Source organism: Mesorhizobium sp. RSR380A (assembly GCF_054719385.1).
In genome coordinates this window covers 5,514,800-5,535,302 of record NZ_JBTTIB010000001.1, presented here as the reverse complement: position 1 = coordinate 5,535,302, position 20,503 = coordinate 5,514,800, and the positions used below count along the sequence as shown (strand labels likewise).

The 20,503-nt window shown below is 62.1% G+C and carries 20 protein-coding genes; 7 read left to right on the top strand and 13 right to left on the bottom strand.

Going from position 1 to position 20,503, the window contains the following annotated elements:
* Window positions 1-55 precede the first annotated feature (55 nt).
* Entirely contained in the window at window positions 56-1,252 is a 1,197-nt protein-coding gene (locus ACYG9Z_RS26875; RefSeq protein ID WP_023751472.1) for a DUF2865 domain-containing protein, read from the top strand.
* On the opposite strand, the gene gltX is transcribed toward ACYG9Z_RS26875, so the two are convergent.
* The gene (gene gltX, locus ACYG9Z_RS26870; RefSeq protein WP_023694165.1) at window positions 1,170-2,543 is read right to left on the bottom strand and encodes a glutamate--tRNA ligase; all 1,374 of its coding nucleotides are present in this window, start codon (window positions 2,541-2,543) and stop codon (window positions 1,170-1,172) included. The genes ACYG9Z_RS26875 and gltX overlap by 83 nt on opposite strands.
* 732 nt (window positions 2,544-3,275) lie before the next feature.
* Here gltX and ACYG9Z_RS26865 point away from each other — a divergent pair.
* From ACYG9Z_RS26865 to ACYG9Z_RS26855, 3 genes are all read left to right on the top strand, one after another.
* Window positions 3,276-7,040, top strand: coding sequence for a vitamin B12-dependent ribonucleotide reductase (locus ACYG9Z_RS26865; RefSeq protein WP_023751470.1), 3,765 nt, complete (start codon window positions 3,276-3,278; stop codon window positions 7,038-7,040).
* A gap of 300 nt (window positions 7,041-7,340) precedes the next feature.
* Window positions 7,341-8,069 (top strand): hypothetical protein, encoded by a 729-nt coding sequence (locus ACYG9Z_RS26860; protein ID WP_023736542.1) that lies wholly within the window; start codon window positions 7,341-7,343, stop codon window positions 8,067-8,069.
* 92 nt (window positions 8,070-8,161) lie between these two features.
* Window positions 8,162-8,368, top strand: a complete 207-nt coding sequence (locus tag ACYG9Z_RS26855) for a type II toxin-antitoxin system HicB family antitoxin (protein ID WP_023736541.1) — start codon at window positions 8,162-8,164, stop codon at window positions 8,366-8,368.
* Window positions 8,369-8,391: 23 nt separating this feature from the next.
* Here the strand turns inward: ACYG9Z_RS26855 and ACYG9Z_RS26850 are convergent, their stop codons facing one another.
* Genes ACYG9Z_RS26850 through ACYG9Z_RS26840 form a run of 3 tightly spaced genes read right to left on the bottom strand, consistent with a single transcriptional unit; the run spans window position 8,392 to window position 10,522 of the window.
* The gene (locus ACYG9Z_RS26850; RefSeq protein WP_245259856.1) at window positions 8,392-8,997 is read right to left on the bottom strand and encodes a hypothetical protein; all 606 of its coding nucleotides are present in this window, start codon (window positions 8,995-8,997) and stop codon (window positions 8,392-8,394) included.
* Between the two features lie 4 nt (window positions 8,998-9,001).
* Window positions 9,002-9,523, bottom strand: a complete 522-nt coding sequence (locus tag ACYG9Z_RS26845; protein WP_023700824.1) for a hypothetical protein — start codon at window positions 9,521-9,523, stop codon at window positions 9,002-9,004.
* Between the two features lie 27 nt (window positions 9,524-9,550).
* Window positions 9,551-10,522, bottom strand: a complete 972-nt coding sequence (locus tag ACYG9Z_RS26840) for a DUF3592 domain-containing protein (protein WP_023751469.1) — start codon at window positions 10,520-10,522, stop codon at window positions 9,551-9,553.
* Between the two features lie 164 nt (window positions 10,523-10,686).
* Between ACYG9Z_RS26840 and ACYG9Z_RS26835 the strand changes: the two genes are divergently transcribed.
* A complete protein-coding gene (locus tag ACYG9Z_RS26835; RefSeq protein WP_023684926.1) occupies window positions 10,687-11,628 on the top strand; it encodes a phosphoribosylaminoimidazolesuccinocarboxamide synthase in 942 nt (313 codons plus the stop codon).
* A gap of 20 nt (window positions 11,629-11,648) precedes the next feature.
* Here the strand turns inward: ACYG9Z_RS26835 and ACYG9Z_RS26830 are convergent, their stop codons facing one another.
* The 3 genes from ACYG9Z_RS26830 to ACYG9Z_RS26820 are packed head-to-tail and all read right to left on the bottom strand — an operon-like array spanning window position 11,649 to window position 13,379.
* Window positions 11,649-12,533, bottom strand: coding sequence for a DMT family transporter (locus ACYG9Z_RS26830; RefSeq protein WP_023751468.1), 885 nt, complete (start codon window positions 12,531-12,533; stop codon window positions 11,649-11,651).
* Window positions 12,530-13,138 carry a class I SAM-dependent DNA methyltransferase gene (locus ACYG9Z_RS26825; protein WP_023751467.1) on the bottom strand — a complete coding sequence of 203 codons (609 nt, stop codon included), beginning with the start codon at window positions 13,136-13,138 and terminating at the stop codon, window positions 12,530-12,532. The genes ACYG9Z_RS26830 and ACYG9Z_RS26825 overlap by 4 nt, the downstream gene beginning before the upstream one ends.
* Window positions 13,139-13,166: 28 nt before the next feature.
* Window positions 13,167-13,379: a hypothetical protein gene (locus tag ACYG9Z_RS26820; protein ID WP_023751466.1), complete on the bottom strand. Its 213-nt coding sequence runs from the start codon at window positions 13,377-13,379 to the stop codon at window positions 13,167-13,169.
* 65 nt (window positions 13,380-13,444) lie between these two features.
* On the opposite strand from ACYG9Z_RS26820, the gene ACYG9Z_RS26815 reads away from it, so the two are divergent.
* Complete coding sequence (locus tag ACYG9Z_RS26815) at window positions 13,445-14,404, top strand: LysR family transcriptional regulator (protein WP_023751465.1); 960 nt, start codon at window positions 13,445-13,447, stop codon at window positions 14,402-14,404.
* Here the strand turns inward: ACYG9Z_RS26815 and ACYG9Z_RS26810 are convergent.
* The 6 genes from ACYG9Z_RS26810 to ACYG9Z_RS26785 all read right to left on the bottom strand — a co-directional run bounded on the left by ACYG9Z_RS26810 (window position 14,394) and on the right by ACYG9Z_RS26785 (window position 18,696).
* Window positions 14,394-14,900, bottom strand: coding sequence for a DUF2314 domain-containing protein (locus tag ACYG9Z_RS26810; RefSeq protein WP_023700830.1), 507 nt, complete (start codon window positions 14,898-14,900; stop codon window positions 14,394-14,396). The genes ACYG9Z_RS26815 and ACYG9Z_RS26810 overlap by 11 nt on opposite strands.
* Before the next feature lie 154 nt (window positions 14,901-15,054).
* Window positions 15,055-16,119, bottom strand: coding sequence for a glycoside hydrolase family 25 protein (locus ACYG9Z_RS26805; RefSeq protein WP_023684920.1), 1,065 nt, complete (start codon window positions 16,117-16,119; stop codon window positions 15,055-15,057).
* 355 nt (window positions 16,120-16,474) lie between these two features.
* Window positions 16,475-16,672, bottom strand: coding sequence for a hypothetical protein (locus tag ACYG9Z_RS26800; RefSeq protein ID WP_023684919.1), 198 nt, complete (start codon window positions 16,670-16,672; stop codon window positions 16,475-16,477).
* 116 nt (window positions 16,673-16,788) lie between these two features.
* Window positions 16,789-17,187 (bottom strand): GFA family protein, encoded by a 399-nt coding sequence (locus ACYG9Z_RS26795; protein WP_023684918.1) that lies wholly within the window; start codon window positions 17,185-17,187, stop codon window positions 16,789-16,791.
* Between the two features lie 186 nt (window positions 17,188-17,373).
* Window positions 17,374-18,330 carry an alpha/beta fold hydrolase gene (locus tag ACYG9Z_RS26790; RefSeq protein WP_023690161.1) on the bottom strand — a complete coding sequence of 319 codons (957 nt, stop codon included), beginning with the start codon at window positions 18,328-18,330 and terminating at the stop codon, window positions 17,374-17,376.
* A gap of 117 nt (window positions 18,331-18,447) precedes the next feature.
* The gene (locus tag ACYG9Z_RS26785; protein ID WP_023669061.1) at window positions 18,448-18,696 is read right to left on the bottom strand and encodes a ParB N-terminal domain-containing protein; all 249 of its coding nucleotides are present in this window, start codon (window positions 18,694-18,696) and stop codon (window positions 18,448-18,450) included.
* A 169-nt stretch (window positions 18,697-18,865) separates the two neighbouring features.
* On the opposite strand from ACYG9Z_RS26785, the gene ACYG9Z_RS26780 reads away from it, so the two are divergent.
* Entirely contained in the window at window positions 18,866-20,503 is a 1,638-nt protein-coding gene (locus ACYG9Z_RS26780) for a N,N-dimethylformamidase beta subunit family domain-containing protein (RefSeq protein ID WP_023690162.1), read from the top strand.

The window sequence follows — 20,503 nt, the reverse complement described above, 5'->3', positions numbered from 1 at the left end:
GAGGGAACGGTTAACGGCGAATCCGGTAGACAGGCTGGCAAGCGGGGTTCGGGCAATGACGGGCGGACGATGGAGGCTGAAGCACCTGGCGGCGCTGCTCGGAGCGCTTGTGCTTTCGGCCGTCGCCACCACTGAACCGCAGGCCGCCTCCCGCGTTTGCCGTCAACTGGAAGCCGAGCTTGCTTCTTCATCGAATGGCGGCGGCAATTCCAGCATGGTGCGGAAGTATGACAAGGCCATCTCCCGCCAGTTCGAACAGCTATCAAAGGTGCGCGGTCGTGCGAGCGATGCGAATTGCGGGTTTTCGCTGTTTTCGCGCAATGTCAGCCAATGTGCTGCGCTGAACAGCAGCATCGATCGCATGAACGCCAATCTCGATGCGTTGCAAGCCAAGCGCGCGCAGCTTGCCGGCGGCGGCTCGCGGGGCGACCGCGGCCGCATCCTGGCCGCGCTCGACGCCAATGGCTGCCGCGGCGAGCCCGCGCCGCGCCGGGAGCCGCTGCAGGAAGCCAGCCGCGAACCCGACGACGGCAATCTGTTCGACCAGCTTTTCGGCGGCAACCGGCAGATCGACACGCTCGATCAGCCCGATGATCCCGGCGAGGAGCGCAATGTGCGCCGGGTGCTCAATCAGCCCGGCGTGCCGGATTTCCCGACGGTCGGCGGCGAGTTCCATACGAGCTGCGTGCGCACCTGCGACGGCTATTTCTTCCCGATGTCGAACTCGGCTTCGCTCGGCGATTTCGAGCGCGACCAGAAGAACTGCGAATCGAGCTGCCCCGGCACCGAAATGCAGGTGTTCTATTCGCGCGGCATGGAAGACGATTCGGCCAACATGACGTCGTCGGTGACCGGCAGGCCCTACAGCGAGTTGCCGACCGCCTATCTCTACAAACAGCCCAACATGTCGCGGCCGCTGGCTTGTGGCTGCAATGCGCAGGCCGGAAATTTCGAGATCATCGGCGGCAACCCGCCACCGCCCGAGCAATCGCAGCCTGATACCGAGACAACGCCATTCATTCCGGTGCCGGCGGCCAAACCCGATCCGGGCGCGGATCCGGAGACGCTGGCGAACGTACAAGGCGGGCTCGACCGCGCCGCCATCAAGCGCCTTGCCGTCAAGCCGGTGGTGTCGCCGGTGTCGCTGATCCCGCCGGACCAGCGCAAGGTCAGGGTCGTCGGGCCAGCGTTCCTTCCCGACCCAGCAGCGGCAATAGATCTGCAAGCTCCGGCCCGGAAGCAAGTCCGGTAAGCGCCAGCCTGAGCGGCATGAACAGCGCCTTGCCCTTGCGGCCGCTGGCTTCCCTGATCCTGGCCGTCCAGTCTTTCCAGACCGTACCGGTCCACGGCTCTTCCGGCAACAGGTCGAAGGCCTGCTGCAGGAAGTCGCGATCCTCGTCGGAAAATTCCGGCGCGGGCTGCGGGCCGTCGGCAAGGATGCGCCACCAGCCGACCGCGTCGCTCAGCCGGTCGAGATTGCCGCGCACCGCCAGCCAGAACGGCTCGGCCTTGTCGCCGGAGATGCCGAGCACGATCAGCCGATCCCGCGCCTCGGAAAACGGCATGTGGTGCATGAGCGCACGATTGAGCACGAACAGCTCGTCCGGGTCGAATTTGGCCGCCGATTTCGACGTGGCGGCGGGATCGAAGCGCGCGGCCAGTGCCGGCATGTCATGCACCGCTGCGACATTTTCCGAGGTGCCGACAAGGACGGCCAGCGAAGCCACAGCCATCGGTTCGATGCCCTCCTCGCGCAGGCTTTCGATCGACAGCGCACCGCTGCGCTTCGACAGGCCCTCGCCCGAGGCCGTGGTCAAGAGATTGTGGTGGCCGAAGACAGGCGGCTCGGCGCCCAATGCCTTGAACAGCGCGATCTGCACGCCGGTGTTGGTGACGTGGTCGTCGCCGCGAATGACATGACTGACCCCCATCTCGATGTCGTCAACGACCGAAGGCAGCGTGTAGAGATAAGTGCCGTCCTCGCGCCGCAGCACCGGATCGGACAGTGAGGCCAGATCGACGGTTTCCTCGCCGCGCACCAGATCGTTCCAGTGGATTTCGGTGCGTTCGGGCTGCAGCGGATCGCTGGTGAAGTTGGGCAGCAGAAAGCGCCAGTGCGGCCGGCGGCCATCGGAGCGGTATTCGGCGATCTGCTGCTGCGAAAGCGCCAGCGCCTCGCGGCCATAGACCGGCGGCAGGCCGCGCGTGCGGCGCACCTTGCGGCGCAGGTCGAGTTCTTCGGGGGTCTCGTAGCAGGGATAGACAACGCCGGCTCTCTGCAGCCGCTCCACCGCCGCGTCGTAAGTTTCGAAGCGCCGCGACTGGTATTCGGTGGCGTCGGGAAAAATCCCCAGCCAGTGCAGGTCGTAGAGGATGGCGTCGGAAAATTCCTGCCTTGAGCGGGCAATGTCTGTGTCGTCGAAGCGCTGGATGAAACGGCCCTTGTTGTTCATGGCAAACAGCCAGTTGAACAAGGCGGTGCGGGCATTGCCGATATGAATGCGGCCGGTTGGTGAGGGGGCAAAACGGACGGTAACTGTCATGGGCGGGGCGTAACGGATGCTCTTGGAATTGACAAGACGCGCCCCCGCGCGACGCCAAAGACATAATGCACGCCAGCTAAAATGAAAAGGCTGTGAGCCAGAATCCGGCCGGGCCTGTCTCGGGTGAACCGCTCACCAGCGGTCCACGCCGGCAGAATCGGGCTTTCCTCAGCCGCTTTTTGTCCCCGTTATCCACATATGTGACACACAAGATGTTGGGGTCACAAAAGCTACGCAAACGAATCCTTGACGACGCAAACCGAGTCGCCTTTTATGTGCCATGTGCTCTTGTTGAGGGCGCGACCGGAGAGTTTCGAGCCCGGTCATTTTTCCCGGATTTTGTGCGTTTTGGCCATGATTTCCGCCTGTTTACGAGGCTGGCGGAAGCGTTGGATCGTGGGGGCTTCGGGAGCGAAAAGGGAGATTTGTCGGACTGGAATAAATTGTCTGTTAACACTATATTTAGTGTTTGCAGGCAAGTTCGACGCTAGATAATGTGAATTTCCCTCGGTCGAGGGAATCGAGGAAAAATTCAGTTTTGAGGGACCCGCAGGGTTCGGCGCAGAGTTGGAACAGCGGCTTCGTAAGAAGCTCGACCGGCAAGGCGACGAAGACTGCCACAAGGAGAGCCGGTGTTTTCGAACGCCGGCAGACGGCGGACATGCGCGTTTCGCATTGGGGGCAGAAATCCCCGGGGAAAAGCGCTATATATAGACAAAAGGGACCGGACCAATGCGCATCGAGCGTCGTTTCACCAAGCCAGGCCAATCAGCTTACGCGGAGATCGAATTCCGCAAGGCGCTTTCGGAGATCAAGAATCCGGACGGCTCGGTGGTGTTCCGCTTGGACAATATCGATGTGCCGGCGCAGTTCTCGCAGGTTGCCGCCGACATCCTGGCGCAGAAGTATTTCCGCAAGGCCGGCGTGCCCGCGCGCCTGAAGAAGGTCGAGGAGAACGACGTCCCCTCCTTCCTGTGGCGCTCCGTCGCCGACGAGGCCGAGCTTGCCAAGCTGCCGGAAGCCGAGCGCTACGGTTCCGAAATCGACGCCCGCCAGGTCTTCGACCGGCTGGCCGGCACCTGGACCTATTGGGGCTACAAGGGCGGCTACTTCAAGTCGGAAGAAGACGCGAGCGCCTTCCGCGACGAACTCGCCTATATGCTCGCCACCCAGCGCGTTGCGCCGAACTCGCCGCAATGGTTCAACACCGGCCTGCACTGGGCCTACGGCATCGATGGTCCGAGCCAGGGCCACTATTATGTCGACCCGTTTACCGGCAAGCTGACCAAGTCGAAGTCCTCCTACGAGCATCCGCAGCCGCATGCCTGTTTCATCCAGGGCGTGCAGGACGATCTCGTCAACGAAGGCGGCATCATGGACCTGTGGGTGCGCGAAGCGCGCCTGTTCAAATACGGCTCGGGCACCGGCTCCAATTTCTCGATGCTGCGCGGCGAAGGCGAAAAGCTGTCGGGCGGCGGCCGTTCGTCCGGCCTGATGAGCTTCCTCAAGATCGGCGACCGCGCGGCGGGCGCCATCAAGTCGGGCGGCACCACGCGTCGTGCGGCCAAGATGGTCATTGTCGACGCCGACCATCCCGATATCGAGGAATTCATCGACTGGAAGGTCAATGAAGAGCAGAAGGTGGCGTCGCTGGTCACCGGCTCCAAGATCGTGAAAAAACATCTCGAAGCGATCATGAAGGCCTGCATCAACTGCGAAGGCCATGATGACGATTGCTTCGACCCGTCGATCAACACCGCGCTGAAGCGCGAGATCAAGGCGGCCAAGAAGTCGGCGGTGCCGGAGAACTACATCTACCGCGTCATCCAGTTCGCCAAGCAGGGCTACACCTCGATGTCGTTCAAGACCTACGACACCGACTGGGATTCCGACGCCTACCTCACCGTTTCCGGCCAGAACTCCAACAATTCGGTGTCGCTGAAGGACAACTTCCTGCGCGCCGTCGAGGACGACGCCGACTGGCATCTGACCGCCCGCAAGGACGGCAAGGTGCTGAAGACGCTGAAGGCACGCGACCTCTGGGAAAAGATCGGCTACGCCGCCTGGGCTTCGGCCGATCCGGGCCTGCATTTCAACACGACGATGAACGACTGGCACACCTGCGCTTCGGCCGGTGCGATCCGGGCCTCCAATCCGTGCTCGGAATACATGTTCCTCGACGACACGGCCTGCAACCTGGCCTCGATCAACCTGCTGCCCTACCGCAATGCCGACGGCACGATCGACATCGCCGCCTACGAGCACACGGTGCGGCTGTGGACCGTCGTCCTCGAAATCTCGGTGATGATGGCGCAGTTCCCGTCGAAGGAGATCGCCAAGCAGTCCTACGAATACCGCACGCTCGGCCTCGGCTATGCCAACATTGGCGGCCTGCTGATGACGTCCGGCATTCCCTATGACTCCGACGAGGGCCGCGCCATCTGCGCAGCGCTCACCGCCATCATGACCGGCACTGCCTATGCCACCTCGGCCGAGATGGCTGGCGAGCTCGGCGCCTTCGCCGATTACGACCGCAACGCGCAGAACATGCTGCGCGTCATGCGCAACCATCGCCGTGCCGCCTATGGCGAGAAACAGGGCTACGAGAAGCTCGCCGTCAATCCGGTGCCGCTGGTCGCGTCCGACCTGAAGCAGCAGGAATTGGCCGCGCACGCCAAGGCTGCCTGGGACCGCGCCATCGAACTCGGCGAAGAGCATGGCTACCGCAACGCGCAGGCGACCGTGATTGCGCCGACCGGCACGATCGGTCTCGTCATGGATTGCGATACCACCGGCATCGAGCCCGACTTCGCCTTGGTGAAGTTCAAGAAGCTCGCCGGCGGCGGCTATTTCAAGATCATCAACCGCGCCGTGCCGGAAGCGCTGCGCACGCTGGGCTATTCAGAAAGCCAGATCGCCGAGATCGAGGCTTACGCTGTCGGCCACGGCAACATGAACCAGGCGCCGGCGGTCAACCCCGGCTCGCTCAAGGCGAAGGGCTTCACCGACGACAAGATCGCGGCGCTCAATGCAGCACTGAAGTCGGCCTTCGACATCAAGTTCGTCTTCAACCAGTGGACGCTCGGCGCCGACTGGGTGAAGGAGACGTTCGGCTTCACCGACGAGCAGCTCAACGACTTCTCGTTCGAGATGCTGCCGGCGCTCGGCTTCTCCAGGAAGGACATCGAAGCCGCCAACATCCATGTCTGCGGTGCGATGACGCTGGAAGGCGCGCCCTTCCTCAAGGCCGAGCATCTCGCGGTGTTCGACTGCGCCAGCCCGTGCGGCAAGATCGGCAAGCGCTCGCTGTCCATCAACAGCCACATCCAGATGATGGCGGCGGCACAGCCTTTCATCTCCGGCGCCATCTCCAAGACCATCAACATGCCCAACGATGCGACGGTGGAAGACGCCAAGGGCGCCTACATGCTGTCGTGGAAGCTGGCGCTGAAGGCCAACGCGCTCTATCGCGACGGCTCGAAGCTGTCGCAGCCGCTCAATTCGTCGCTGCTCGCCGACAGCGAGGACGACGAGGACGACGCGGTCGAGCAGTTGATCGCGGCGCCCGCTTCACAGCGTGCCGTGCAGGTCACCGAGAAGATCGTCGAGCGCGTCATCGAACGCCTCTACCGCGATCGTGAAAAACTGCCGAATCGCCGCAAGGGCTACACCCAGAAGGCAGTCGTCGGCGGCCACAAGGTCTACCTGCGCACGGGCGAATTCGACGACGGCCGCATCGGCGAGATCTTCATCGACATGCACAAGGAAGGCGCCGCTTTCCGAGCGATGATGAACAACTTCGCCATCGCCATCTCGCTTGGCTTGCAATATGGCGTGCCGCTCGAGGAATTTGTCGAGGCCTTCACCTTCACCAAATTCGAGCCGGCCGGCATGGTGCAGGGCAACGACGCGATCAAGAATGCGACGTCGATCCTCGACTACGTGTTCCGCGAACTCGCCGTGTCCTACCTCGGCCGCCACGACCTCGCCCATGTCGACCAGTCGGATTTCGACAAGACGGCGCTCGGACGCGGCATCAACGAAGGCAAGGCGACGCCGTTCTCGAAGGGCCTTACCCGCGGCGCCTCGCCGGTCAAGTTGGTGTCTGGCCTAGGTGGCGAACCCAAGGGTTTTGCCGGATCACCTGCCGCGGCCCCTGCCCGGGTCACCCCAACTGCGTTCTCAGGCTCCAATGTGCTGGCGCTTAAACCAGCAAGCGACGAAGCCATCGCCTACAAGCGCGACTATGAGGAGCGAGCCAAGGAATTGGTCGAAGATATTGTTTCCGAGGAGGCAGCCGATCCCACCGGGTTGTTCACCGACGAAGCAGCGAAAGAAGCGGCCGAGGCAAAGGCGCTTGCCTCTACGCGGCGTCAGCAATCCTTGATGCAAGGCTACACCGGCAACGAATGCTCGGAATGCCACAACTTCACCATGGTGCGGAACGGCACCTGCGAGAAGTGCGATACATGCGGCTCGACGAGCGGGTGCAGCTGAGGAAACTGAGCGCAAAAGCGTAACATCACCGGCCCGGTCGTAAGATCGGGCCGAAATGGTATCGAGAACAAAAAGAGTACGCCACATAAGGATGTCTTTATGTAACATCCCTCAAAACACCAAAGGCCGCCCCTTTCAGGCCGGCCTTTGGTACCGCGATGCGCCGAAGCCCACGCGGGGCGACGAGATCGGAATCCCATCTCCTGTAGCAAGGTAGTTATATGGAGATTCTGATCAGAGAGTCGAGAAGGCATCGGCAGCTAGTGTGACTTTAACTGCTCCGGAAAGGGCTTTTTCGTTATGAAGATCGAACCGAGAATTAGCGCTAATAAGTTGGTTGAATATTGTTTCGCTCGCTCCACGCGGCGAACCGCGATCATTGAAGACATCATCAAACCTAAGAACTTCCTCCTCGACACTCGCTACAACGAGATAGAGCGAGCAATGATGCATTTCATTGAAACTCACGGGCGTGATGACAGCCGATTATCTCAACTCGACAGAGCCTTATTATCGCGCCAACCTGCCACCTCGCACGATGAACAAAGGCTTCTTACGGCTCACGATGCTATCGAACTTTGCCGGACTATGAGCTTGGACAAGCTGCCTACTGCTGCCAGAATAACCGGCATTTCAGATAGCCAGCCAAAATTCGTTCTTGCCGGTGTATCTCTTAGTGTTCGACCGACAAACTCGGTCAAGATGCCACAAACAGGAAAGGGGGAAGTCGGCTTCGGCTTGATCAAACCTTATCTCTGCAAAACACTACCGTTGTCGACAGAAACTTCGGCGCTGCATGGGGCACTTCTCCACTGGTACGCGGAGGAATGTTTCGAAGATGCTGGAGAGCCGCGCGCAGAATTTTGTTTTGTTGTTGACGTGTTCGCCCAGAAGATTTTCGCTGCACCCGGTAGCTTCAGCCAACGCAGAAAGCTGCTGGCTGCCTCATGTCAAGAGATCGCAGACAGGTGGCCGTCAATTCGGGCGAGGTTAATTGCTGACGAAGAGGCCAGCCGGAAACGGCGTTAATGGTCACCCGGTAGTGCTTATCTTCTCCCCTTGTTGTGGGGAGAGGATGAGCGGCACCGGAACACCGTAGCATCCTCTGAAGGAGTGATTGTATGCGTTATGCGGTAGTGATTGAAAAAGCGGCCGATAATTTCTCTGCTTATGTGCCAGACCTGCCCGGCTGCATCGCGACGGGCGCGACAGTGCCTGAGGTGGAAACGGAAATTCGCGACGCTATACGCTTTCACATCGAGGGCTTGCGTGCCGATGGGCTGGAGGTGCCCAAAGGAATCAGTCTCGCGGAATACGTAGAGGCATAAGCGGTAGCCTTCAGGACAACATCCTATCCCGGCACCCGCAGCGTCTGATCGTCGAACAGCGGCTCGTCCTGCCCCGCCCGAACGAACAGCACCCTCCGCCCCTCACCCGCCGGCGCCTCGAAATACTGAATACCATCCGGCATTTCGCCCCAGTCGCCGCAGGGCGGTTCGGGAACTTCGTCATTGGCTAGCGCCTTCAGCTCTTTCGCATAGGCAGCATCGGGGCTGAATGTGTAGCGTTTGACGCCCGCGGGCACGGTGCCCTCGGTGTAGGGCGTCAGCACGCAGCGGGCGCTGACTGATTTGTCGGTCTTTTCCAGCAACAGGCGCAACACCGCGGCCTCGGCGGTTTCGCCTGATTTGATGTCGAACACCTCGACCAGCGGATCGGGCGCGCCGCCATCGCTGTATTTGATGGCGAGCGCGTTGCCGACGAATTCGAAGTGGATCTGGCGAAAACCGAAATCGCAGCGCTGCACCCAGGCGGCCAGCCCAACCGTCTTGTCGGCCATTTTTTCCCAGACGCATTTGTCGATCGGCGGGCGCGACGGCGCCGGCTCGTCCGCCCGCGCTGCGGCTGATATCGTCGCCGAGGCAAACAGCGTGCAGATCCAGACAATCGGTCTCATGGCGCTATTCATCGCTGCATCCTGTCAATGTGAAGGCGTCCCACGCCGAGCCGTCCGGATTGGCATTGGCGAAATCGGCAAATTCGGTGAAGCCCGCGCCGAAATCGGGCAGCAACAGCCCTTTCGGCGCCGGTGTCGCTTCGCGCGAATTCAGCTGCTCGGCGCCGCCTCCGGTCAAGGCATAGACCTGGCCCATCCATATCCGGCAGAGACCGCTGCCATCCTCCAGCCCCGCTTCGCGGTCGTCGTCGGTGCAGGCGTGGCGGATGGTGCCGAGCGGAAACGAATTTTTGCCATTGGTCCAGGCGATGTCGGCCGGCAAGCGCGTGTCGGTGTTGGGCACGGTCACCGAAAACACTTCGGCCGTCAGTGCCGCCGGCTCATTGTCTAGCGGCCGGAATTGCAACACCGCGCCCGAACGCGGCTCGCGATAGGTGGCGTGGCTGAGCAGACATTCCTTTGCGCTCGCTGCCTGCACGGCGCCGAGCAGAGCCAGGCAAACGACGGCCAGCCTGCGAACGATCATTGGATGTCTCGTCATGAAAGTGGCGCCTCAGATAAAACCGACCAGCCAAGCCGCGCCGCCCAAAAACGCGGCCGAACAGACCCACAGCAGCCAAAGCCCGCGCACCCTGCATTCGAGCACTGCCGAGGCGGGGTTGGCTGGGTCGTAATGCACGTCGACCTTGCCGCCCTCGGCATAGCTGCGCGCCTGGCCGCTGACGAGGCCGGGCATTGAAGCGGTGACCGTGGCGCCGAAGGTGACGCGGTCTGAGGTGTAGTGCTGGCCTGCGACGCCGTAGCTGTACACGATGCGGGATTTGAAGACGGTGCTCCAGCGTCGATGGCTGCTGTAGTTTCGCAGCGTCTGCAGGCCCGAGGAGTCAATGCGGCCGGGGGCGACCGGCCATTTTGCCGCCTGCTCGGCAAGCGACTTCTGGACGAAGGCCATGCGCAGGATCATCAGCCCCATGAACAGCAGCAGCGCTCCGGCGCCGAGGTTCTGCGGCTTGGGCAGGTGCGGCCGGATCGCCTCCAGCACGCCACCGAGCGAAAACACCAGCACCACCGTGCCGATCACCAGCCAGGCCGAGAGCTTGACCATGAACTTGAAGGCGCCGTCCGGCAGGGTGCGTTCGATCACGGCCTTGCCCGGATCGGCCGGATTGTAGAAGACGGTCACTTCAGCGCCGGTGGGAAACTGCGCCAGGGTTTCGGTGACTTCGAAATTCCCCAGATTCTCCTTCACGCTGTAGCGCGAGCTTTGAAATTTCTTTTTACCGACCTTGTATTCGAAGGTGACCGCCGGAAAATTGCGCATCTCGGTGGTGTCGCGGCTGTCCGAGCCGACGCCCGACCTTCTGACTTCACGCGCCTCGACGCGCGACGAGATGATCTTGCCCGGCGCCGGCAGCCAGTGGCTCATCGCCTGCACCTCGCGCCATTTGACGAAGGTGATGAACGACAGACCGCCCGCGATCGCGCAGGCAAATCCGACAATCAGAAATTTGAGCTCTACGTCCACCGCGTCCCCCAGGAGTGCCGGAAGCTGCAAATAGATAGCACGGCGAAGGCAATGTCTTGATTATTCGCAAAGGACGAACCGCCCTTTCCTCGGGTATCGAAGCCCCGCCAACTTTGTTAAGAGTCGCCCAAACTGTTAGGAGCCATGAGACCAGGATGACAGCACTGCGCGTTCTCTCGGATGCCTTCATTCCGGAACTCCCGAACCACTACAAAGGCAAGGTCCGCGAGAATTACGATCTGCCGGATGGCCGCCGCATCATCATCGCCACCGACCGGCTGAGCGCCTTCGATGTGATCCTGACCGCTGTCCCGCTCAAGGGCGAACTGCTGACCCAGACGGCGCGCTACTGGTTCGAGGAAACGGCGGACATCTGCCCCAACCATGTGCTCGATTATCCCGACCCCAATGTCGTCGTCGGCACCAGGCTCGACATTCTGCCGGTGGAAATCGTTGTTCGCGACTACCTCGCCGGCACCACCAGCACTTCGGTGCTGACGAAATACAAGAACGGCGAACGCGATATGTACGGCATCCGCCTGCCGGACGGACTGCGCGACAATGAGAAGCTGCCGCAGGCCATCATCACGCCGACCAGCAAGGCGCTCGATGGCGGCCATGACGAGCCCTTGACGCGTGACGAGATCCTGACGCGCGGCCTGTTGTCGGAAGAGCAATGGGACACCGTCTCGCGCTATGCGCTGGCGCTGTTTGCGCGCGGCAAAGCGTTGGCCGCCAAGCGCGGCCTGATCCTGGTCGACACCAAATACGAGTTCGGCACGGACAAGGATGGCGCCATCGTCCTTGCCGATGAAATCCATACGCCCGATAGCAGCCGCTACTGGCTTGCGGCAAGCTATGAGGAGCGCTTCAAGGCAGGCGAGCGGCCGCAAAGCTTCGACAAGGACTTTATTCGCGCCTGGGTAACCGCACGCTGCGATCCCTACAAGGACCGTATTCCGAAAATCCCCGCCGAACTCATCGAGCAGACGTCGCGTGTCTATACGCAGGCCTTTGAGACCATCACCGGCAAGACCTTCACCGCCGATATCTCGGGAAAGACGGTGCTGGACCGCATTCGCGAGAACCTGCGCCCTTATTTCTGACGGCGGCTGGCGGCCGCCGGTCAACTTGCCGAGGTCGCGGACACGGACGGTTCTGGCGGAGCGCGCCACGTGCCGAGATATGATCCGCACAGGATGAGCGCGAAAGCCGCTACAATGCCGATATCGAGCGGCTCTGAAAGGACGAGCACGCCGGCTGCCACGGAGACGGCGGGCGCCACATAGGTTATGACGACCGCCCGTTCGGGGCCGATCTCCCGCACCAGCAGGAAGTAGGTGGCGAAGGCAATCGCCGTGCAAAACACGCCAAGACCGAGGATTGCGCCAACCACCATTGTCGACGGCATGGCCGCCGGCCAGGCCAACGCCGCCGGCACGGCGTAGATCAGCGCGGCCCCTGCCAGACAGACTGCCGTCAGCGAGGTTGCCGGCAAATCGTTGAGCCAGCGCGACGCGATGATCGAACCCGAGGCATAGCAGGCCGCGGCCATGAGAATCTCGACGACCGCGAGAAATCCGCCACCCAAGGTCGGCAGCGCCAGCACGAAGACACCGGCAAAACCGAGGAAAAGGCCGGTCCAGCGGCGTATCCCCAGCCGCTCATCCGAACCCATCAGCTTTGAGATCGCGACGGTTACGGCCGGCGTCATGGCAATCAGCAGTCCCGCGGTGGAACGGTCGATGCTGACTTCGCCATGGGTGATCAGCCCCCATGGCAGGATCATCTCGACCAGACAGAATGCGGCGACCGCCGGCCAATGTGTCTTCAGCCATCCGAAACTGCGCTGGACAAGGACGAAGGGCAGCAGCGCGAGCGCGCCGACGGCTGTTCGGGCAAAGACCAGGAAGGGCACCGACACCTCGGCAACCGCCAGCTTGATCAACAAATAGGGAATGCCCCACAGGAGGCTGAGCAGCACGAACAAAAACAGTCCGCGGCGCGTCATGACGGCCTCACAGCCAGAAAGGTGGTCCACTCTTCGCGATCGCGGCCGACGTTGAATTCGTCTCCGACAAGGACCAGCCCGGCGTTTTCGAGGCGGGCCGCGAAGTCGTCCCTGCGCCAATAGACCGTATGATATTCGCCGCTCTTCTCGCCATCGCCAATGCGCATCGAGACGAGAAAGGCGCCGCCCGGCCGCAGCGACCCGGCAATCTTGGCAAGCACCTGGTCGGCCTGCTCGCGCGGCACGTGGATCAGGACGCACAATGCGAGCACCGCGTCGTAGGGGCCGCCGAGATCGTCGGTGATGAGATCGAGAAACTCACCATGCTTGCCGCGTGCTGCCTGCAACTCGAGAAACCGCTTCGTTGCGTCTGTGCGCCGAACCTGGACACCGAGCCCTTCGACGAAGTCCGCATCGTATCCGGGTCCCGAACCGACTTCCAGAATCCGGCCACCTTTGCCGGCGATCTTCACCAGGCGCTTCAGCCATTTCTGTTCTCTTTGGTTCGGAACGTGCCGCACCAGAGCGTCGTAGCGTTCGGCATAGTCCTCATAGGCGTTGATCGTTTCGCGGCTCTTCGCCAGATCCTCGGATGGCACAGTCATCTTTCCCTCCCCTGGTCAAAGAGCTTGCTTAGCCAATGGTGCCGGGAGGCACGCGTCCGTCAAGCATACCGATATCCCTGAGGAAATGATCCGACAGCGAGCGGCGGTCGAGCAGGCCGCGCTTGCGAGGCCTGAACGGCGCGGTGAAGAGGTCGAGCACCGGGCGGCGAAGCGTGTTGTAGAGAGCGATGGTGGTGGTCATTGCCGTATCCTCCAGGGTCTGATCCGATGAACGCAGCATGCCGTTTTCCGGGCTTGGTTTCCAATCGAACGTCGCATAGTATGCATCAGCGGGATTGATGCGTCATGAGCTGGGAACTACCACCATTAGGAGCCATCAGGGTCTTTGAAGCCGCGGCCCGGCTGGGCAGTTTCACCAAGGCAGCCGAAGAACTCGGCATGACCCAATCAGCTGCCAGCTATCAGATAAAGGTGCTGGAAGAACGTGCCGGAACGCCGCTTTTCATAAGAAAAACAAGGCAGATCGCGCTGACCGAGGCCGGACAGCAGCTGGCGCCGCACGCAACAGGCGCGTTCTCGACCCTGGCCGACGCATGGGTCGCCACCAAGGGTGGAGCGACCGGCGTGCTGTCGGTGACGACCATGGAAACCTTCGCATCGAACTGGCTGGCCGTATGGCTTGGAACATTCCAGCTGATGCATCCCGATCTTGCCGTGAAGGTGAATACATCGCACGGGCTGGTCGATTTCACGCGCGGCGGCATGGATGTCGGCATTCGCACCGGCAGTGGAAAATGGCCGGGCCTGACGGCTCACTATCTGTTCAAGGCGGACTATACGCCGATGCTCAGCCCGAGACTCGCCGAAAGCGTCGGCGGCATCCACCGCCCCGAGGATCTCTACCAACTGCCGCTATGCTGTGCCGACGATCCCTGGTGGGAAATCTGGTTCAAGGCTGCCGGCGTGCCGTTCGAGCCCGATCGCGTCATCGCTGGCCCGAAACTGGGTACGCAGGCCTATGATGCGATGGCGGCGCTGACCGACAAGGGCGCCGCGATCCTGACCAAAAACCTTTACAGCGCCCTGTTGGAAAAGGGCCAGTTGATACAGCCATTCGGCGTGCTTGGATCGGACGGCGACGGCTATTGGCTGGTGCATCTGGAGAGCCGCCGCAACGCGCCCAAAATCAAGGTGTTTCGCGACTGGGTGCTGGCGCAAACGGCAGAGATACGCGAACGCGAAAAGCGCGACAGCCCTCTAGGCACCGCGATAAAACTCGCCCGCGCCTCAACCCTCAGTCCTTGAAGGTCAACCCGTACTTTGCAACCTGCTCCTTCGGCATATCCGCAAGCGCCTGGCGCGTGGTGTAGCCGCCGTAGATCACCTTGCCGTTCTTGATCATCCAGTCCTCGACGTCGGCCTCGGTTACCGTCATCCTGTCGCCCATCTTGTACTTGTTGCCATTGACCGGCACGTCAGCAAGCAGGCCGATATAGGAGCCTTCGCTGTAGCCCACCAGCTGCAGCCAGATATGCTCGGTGGCGCCGTTCTGGGTCAGCGGGAATTTTACCGTGTAGGTGCCCGGCGTGCCGGCGTCCATCAGTTCGTGGAAGCGCTTGAGGGTCGAGCGGCCGCTGTCCTTGGCGGCCTGCATCGCCTTGTCCTCGGTGGAATAGGACACGACGTTCTGCTTCGACTCCGCCAGCGAAGCGCCACTTCCGCCCGGCATGTGGCCGAGCGAACTGAAAAACCCGTAGCCGACGGCGGCGGCAAGTGCGACAGCCACAACTGGATTGCGCAATGGATCCCTCCGAAAACCCGATCACGGGCACGTTACCGGAAGGCTGTTGCGATACCGCTAAAGGACAGAGTGAGCGGATCGTTAGCGAGACGCTGAAAATTCAACCCAAGGCGCAGCGGCAGGCGGCGCAGGCGCACCGACACCGGCCTGACGTTCAGTCGGCGTCGGCGACGGTCGTCTGCCCGCCTGCCCATGCCCGCCAGGCGCGCTCGTCGCCATGGAAGACGTTGAGGTCGATGCGGCCGGTCACGCCGTGCGACAGGCCGGAGCCGGAGTACTGCCAGAACAGCCATTTGCGGCCGGGATAGACTTTTGAGGGATGCCGCGCCACGGCGCGCAGCCAGAACGGATAATCGAGAAACGCACCCTTGAGATTGTCGCGATAGAAATCCGGTGCGGTGTAGATGATGGGCCGCTGGCCGTAATGGCGCTCCAGCTTGTCCATGAACACCTTCATCTTTTCCAGCACGGTGGCCCGCGACGGCCGCCGCTTGCAGGAAGATTCGCCGTTCCACTCGACATCGATTACCGGTGGCAGCGCGCCTTCGACCCTCGGCACATTGCGGATGAACCAGTCGGCCTGCTCGCCCGCGGTGCGGCACCAGTAGAAGAAATGATAGGCGCCGCGCTTCAGCCCGGCGGCGTCGGCATTGCGCCAGTTCTTCATGAACATCGGGTCGAGATGGTCGCCGCCATCGGTCGCCTTGATGTAGGCGAAGTTGGCGCCCTGGGCGCGCAGCTTGCCCCAGTTGACATTGCCCTGCCAGCGCGAGACGTCGACGCCGTGGACGGCAAGGTAGCGTGGCGAAGCCTTGCCGAAATTGATCGGCTTGGCGTCGCGAAAACCGTAGCGGGTGACCGGCGAGGCCAGCATGGCCGGCGCAGCGCGCGTCAACCGCTTCGGCGCAGACATCAGAGCGGCGGGCTCGAGCTGTGGTCTGGTGCTCCCCTGCGGCGTGCCCGCGACGATGGCCTCTTCTTCCTCGACCATGGAAAAGGGCGGCGCATTGTCGGCCACAGCGTTGTCGGCCACCATGTCGGACCGCATCGGCGCGAGGTCGGCGGTCTCCGCCGGAGCCGCTGTGACCGGCGCGCTCGGACGCACGACCGAACTGGTCGTCTCGTTCGACGGCTGCAAGCCATCGACGCCCGCTGTGGACGAACAGCCGGCAAGCCACAGCGATGCCAACATGAAACTGACGACGCCTGAAATCCGCATCTGGACCTGTACGCAAAACACAACAGACCGAAGGCAAACAGACGCCGCCGGACAAACCGGCCTCGATTACTAACGAGAAATTACCAACAAAGTTTGAATCAAGTTGTTAGGAATTGGCCGGGGTATGTTCGGCGGCCATAACCTACCTTCGTCATTCGGGGGCGAAGCAGTCGCGAAGCGACGTCGCGCAGACCCTGGAATCCATGCCGTTGCATCCATGGCATGAAGACGGTTCAAGATTGAGTTTGGGCGAAACGGGTCGAGCAAGGAAGCCATTCTCGACCGCGACATACTTCGGCCGACGTCACGGCGTGGATCCTCGGGTCAAGCCCGAGGACGACGAAGGATCATAGCCTTACCTTCCCAGCCATTGCTGCAAACAAGTCTTGGCCACCACATGCGCCGGCGGCACCGACGGTTCGTCGGCGGCCGGGCGGCGGGCACGTTCGAGCAGCAGGCGAACCTGTTCGGGGCGCACGCGGTCACGCTCCATGACGAGGAGGACCATCGGGTCGCTCAAAAGCTCGTCCAGGGTGTTGATTCTGTCGCTCATCGGTCGTCTCCTCGATACCGGCCCGCAGACGATATATAGGCAGGCAATCATGGCCCGCCAATGACGCTTTGCCGGCTATGTCGTGGTTTCGGGATTAATTTCCGGTAAGGCCGGCGTCAGTTCGGAGGCGGCGCGCCTTCATGGTGCGGCAGGCCGTCATCGAGTTGCAGCCAGGGCTGCTTCGAGGCGGTCCACATATGCATTTCCGGCTTGAACAGCGAGGGATCGTCGAGCGAGCCGGTGGTGATGCCGACGATGCCGGCGGAGTCGCGTCGGGAAAACAGCGTGGTGCCGCAAGCGGCGCAAAAGCCGCGCTTGAGGTCCGGAGAGGTGTTGACCGTCGCCACCTCTCCCTCGACGGTGACATCGTCGATGCGAAACAAAAGGCGGGCATTGAAAGCCGCGCCGATCACCTTCTGGCAGCGCCGGCAATGGCAGACGCGCTGGTTGAGCGGCGCCGCCTCGGTGCCGTAGCGCACTGCCCCGCAATGGCATCCGCCCTGGTATTTCGTCATCATTCGAACCCATCGCACTGAAGGTCTCTTGATGATATCGACAGTACCTTCCGGTCAATTGAAAAGCCCTGATGGCGCCATCGATTGCGCCGATAGGACCAATGGCTGCGCCAAGGCTCCGTAGCTTCGCAGGCACAAAAAAGCCGACCGCCTCTTCGAGACGGCCGGCATGTATTTTCAGGCAAGCTATTTCGTTTCGCTGAGGACTTCGTCCCAGGTCTTCACCTTGGTTTCGCCATTGAGGAAGGGCAGTGCCGCGGCCGTCAGCTCCGGTGCGAAGAAGACGTCGTAGTGGGTGCGATTGGGAATGATGGCCAGCCGGTTCTGCGACAGGTTCTCACGCATCCAGCCGGCATCCTTCAGCCCGCCGCCGAGCATCTGGTAGAACTTGATCTCGTGCTCGGGCTTGTACATGTCGCTGTCGCCATAGGCCAGCATGACTGGCATCTTCAGCTTCGCCACATCGGCGGAATAGTCGTAATCCTTGCGCATGAAATTGCCCAGCGCATCGAGCAGTTTAGGGAAATCGTCGGGACGTGGGGCGACGGCGACGTAGGATTTGTACATCGGCGTGTCCTTCATGAAATCGGCGGCGGCCGCGCTCACCTGCGCCTGCTGGCCGCGCATCTCGTCATAGAAGCCATTGGCGGCGAAGCCGGTCGAGACCAGGACCAGACGTCTCACCGTCTCGGGATGCTGGACGGCCATACGGAAGGCGACGCCGCCGCCCAGCGAATAGCCAAGCACGTCGACCTTGTCATAGCCGAGCGCCTTGACGATACCAGCCATGTCGTCGCCCATCCCCTCCAGGCTGAAGGGTCGCTCGCCGAGCGCGGTGCGGCCATGGCCCTGCAGGTCGACGGCAATGATGGTGCGGTTTTCCGCCAGCTTCGGCAGCAGCGGCGCGAACATGTCCGACGTGCCAAGGCCGCCATGCAGCAGAAGCAGCGGTTCGCCCTTGCCGTAGACGGCATAGTAGTAATTCAGGCCGTCGATCGGCAGCAGGCCGGACTTTTCCGGCTTCGGCATGGCTGTTGCTTCGGTGGTCATGGCGGGCTTGGTCTCCACTGCATTGGCTGGGCCGGGCGCTGCAAACAAGGCAGCGACCGAGGCAAGAATGGCGAAATAGATTGGTCTGGACATGTCGGTCTCCTCGGGTTCCGCCCCAAGGACGAGCGAGCACGCCGCATGCCGACATGCCCTGCGAAAAAATCCGCGGAAGAATGACCGGTTTGGCTGTTTTCGATCGGGTCGCGCGCCTCAGTGGCGCTTGGCCTGCACCAGATAGGCGTCGATCTCGGTCTCGCCGAGCCATTTGGCGGCTTCCAGCCGGTGCAGGCCCTCGACCAGGATGTGGCGCTTGCCGTCATGGCGAACCTGGATCGGCGTCTTCATGCCGTTTTCCAGTATGTCTTCGGCCAGATGCCGGACCGTTTCGGGATGCAGCGTCTTCTTGCGCGCCGTCGGCACGTAGATTTCGTCGACCTTGACCTTCTGCACTCTCAGCATACCGGCTCCCGAGGCGGAAAATGCCGCCTCGCCTGAGATAGTCGGTTTGCCGGGTGCGGCCAAGAGCGGCCAAGCAATTGTGTCGTATGCAATTGCTGGCCCGATCGTTTCCATTTGACGCTTGGCCGGCAGATGGCCGAAATGGCGGCCTGTCACTTTTCCGGTGTTCATGACCCAACTGCCGACCGAATTTCCCGATTTCGGACTGACGCCCGAGCAGCGCCGCGAGGCAGTGCGCGGCCATTACTATGAATGGCCGGGAATGGACGGCGAGCGCGGCGAGATCTGGTGTTATTCCAACCGCTTTTCCTACCGCGCCGGCGAGACCGTGACGCTGCATGTCAGTTCGAGAGTGCCGCGCTTCAGCATTGTCATTGTCCGCGACGGCGGCAGCGAGACAAAAGTCTTCGAGCAAACGGGGCTTTCGGCGCGCTGGCAGGATACGCCCGACCAGTGCTCGGTCGAAGGCTGCGGCTGGGAGGCGTCGTTTCAATTCAGCATCGGCAAGGATTGGCCGTCCGGCGCCTACCGGCTGACGCTGACGGCGGACGGCGGCGACGGCAAGCCGATCCACTGCCACCACCTCATCATCGTCGCGCCCCTGCCCGGCAAAAAGCCCGGTCGCGTGCTGCAGGTGGCGGCGACGGGCACCTGGCTGTCCTACAACACCTGGGGCGGCTCCAACGCCTATCAGGGCATCACCGGCCCGGGCCGCGACCAATATGCGCGCATGGTGTCGACGCAGCGGCCCTGGTGCCGCGGCTTCGTGGTGCTGCCCAAGGATGCGCCGCGCGTGCCGCTGGAGGTTGCGGTGCCGCCGAAAACAGTGCCGCGCTATCCGCACATGGAATGGGCGTACGCCACCGGACATTCGAAGAAATACACCTCCTCCGGCTGGGCGAGCTATGACAGCCACTTCTTCCGCTTTGCCGAGCGGGCCGGCTATGGCGTCGATCTCGCCAGCCAGCACGATTTGCACTTCTCGCCCGAGATTCTCGACGGCTACGACTGTGTGGTCTTCGTCGGCCATGACGAGTACTGGACCTGGGAAATGCGAGACGCCGTCGACAGCTACGTCGAGCGCGGCGGTCATGCGGCGCGCTTTGCCGGCAATTTCATGTGGCAGACCAGGCTCGAGGACGAAGGCCGGCGGCAGGTCTGCTACAAATACCGGGCGCGCGCCGAAGACCCGGCCTATGGCGGCGACGTCACCCGCGCCACCAACTCCTGGGAAGCGCCTGAGATCGGTCGTCCCGGCGCAATGACGTTCGGCCTCAACGCGACGCGCGGCGTCTATGCCGGCTGGGGCGGATGCGCACCGCGCGGCATGCGCGGCTTTCCGGTCTATCGGCCCGAGCACTGGGCCTTTGCCGGCACCGGCATGTACTATGGCGACCTGCTTGGCGCCGACAGTCATGTCTATGGCTATGAGGTCGACGGGCTCGATTTCGAGATCCGCGGCGGCCTGCCCTATCCGACACCGGACAGCGGTGCGCCTGACGGGCTGCAGGTGCTGGCCGTCGGCATGGCGAGCCAGGTCGAGGAAAGCGCCGACATCCCGATCGAGGACCAGTTTCTCACCGACGAGGATGGCCGCTTTACGGCCGAAACGCTATTTGGCGAGGCGACCGACGCCAATCTGGAAAAAGTCAAACGCGGCAACGGCATGATCGTCAATTTCCCGCGCGGCAAGGGCGAGGTTTTCCACGCCGGAAGCTGCGAATGGGTGGCCGGCCTGCTCAGGCAGGATCCGATGGTCGAGCGCGTGACCAGGAATGTAATCGATCGCTACCTCGGAAAGTCCTGA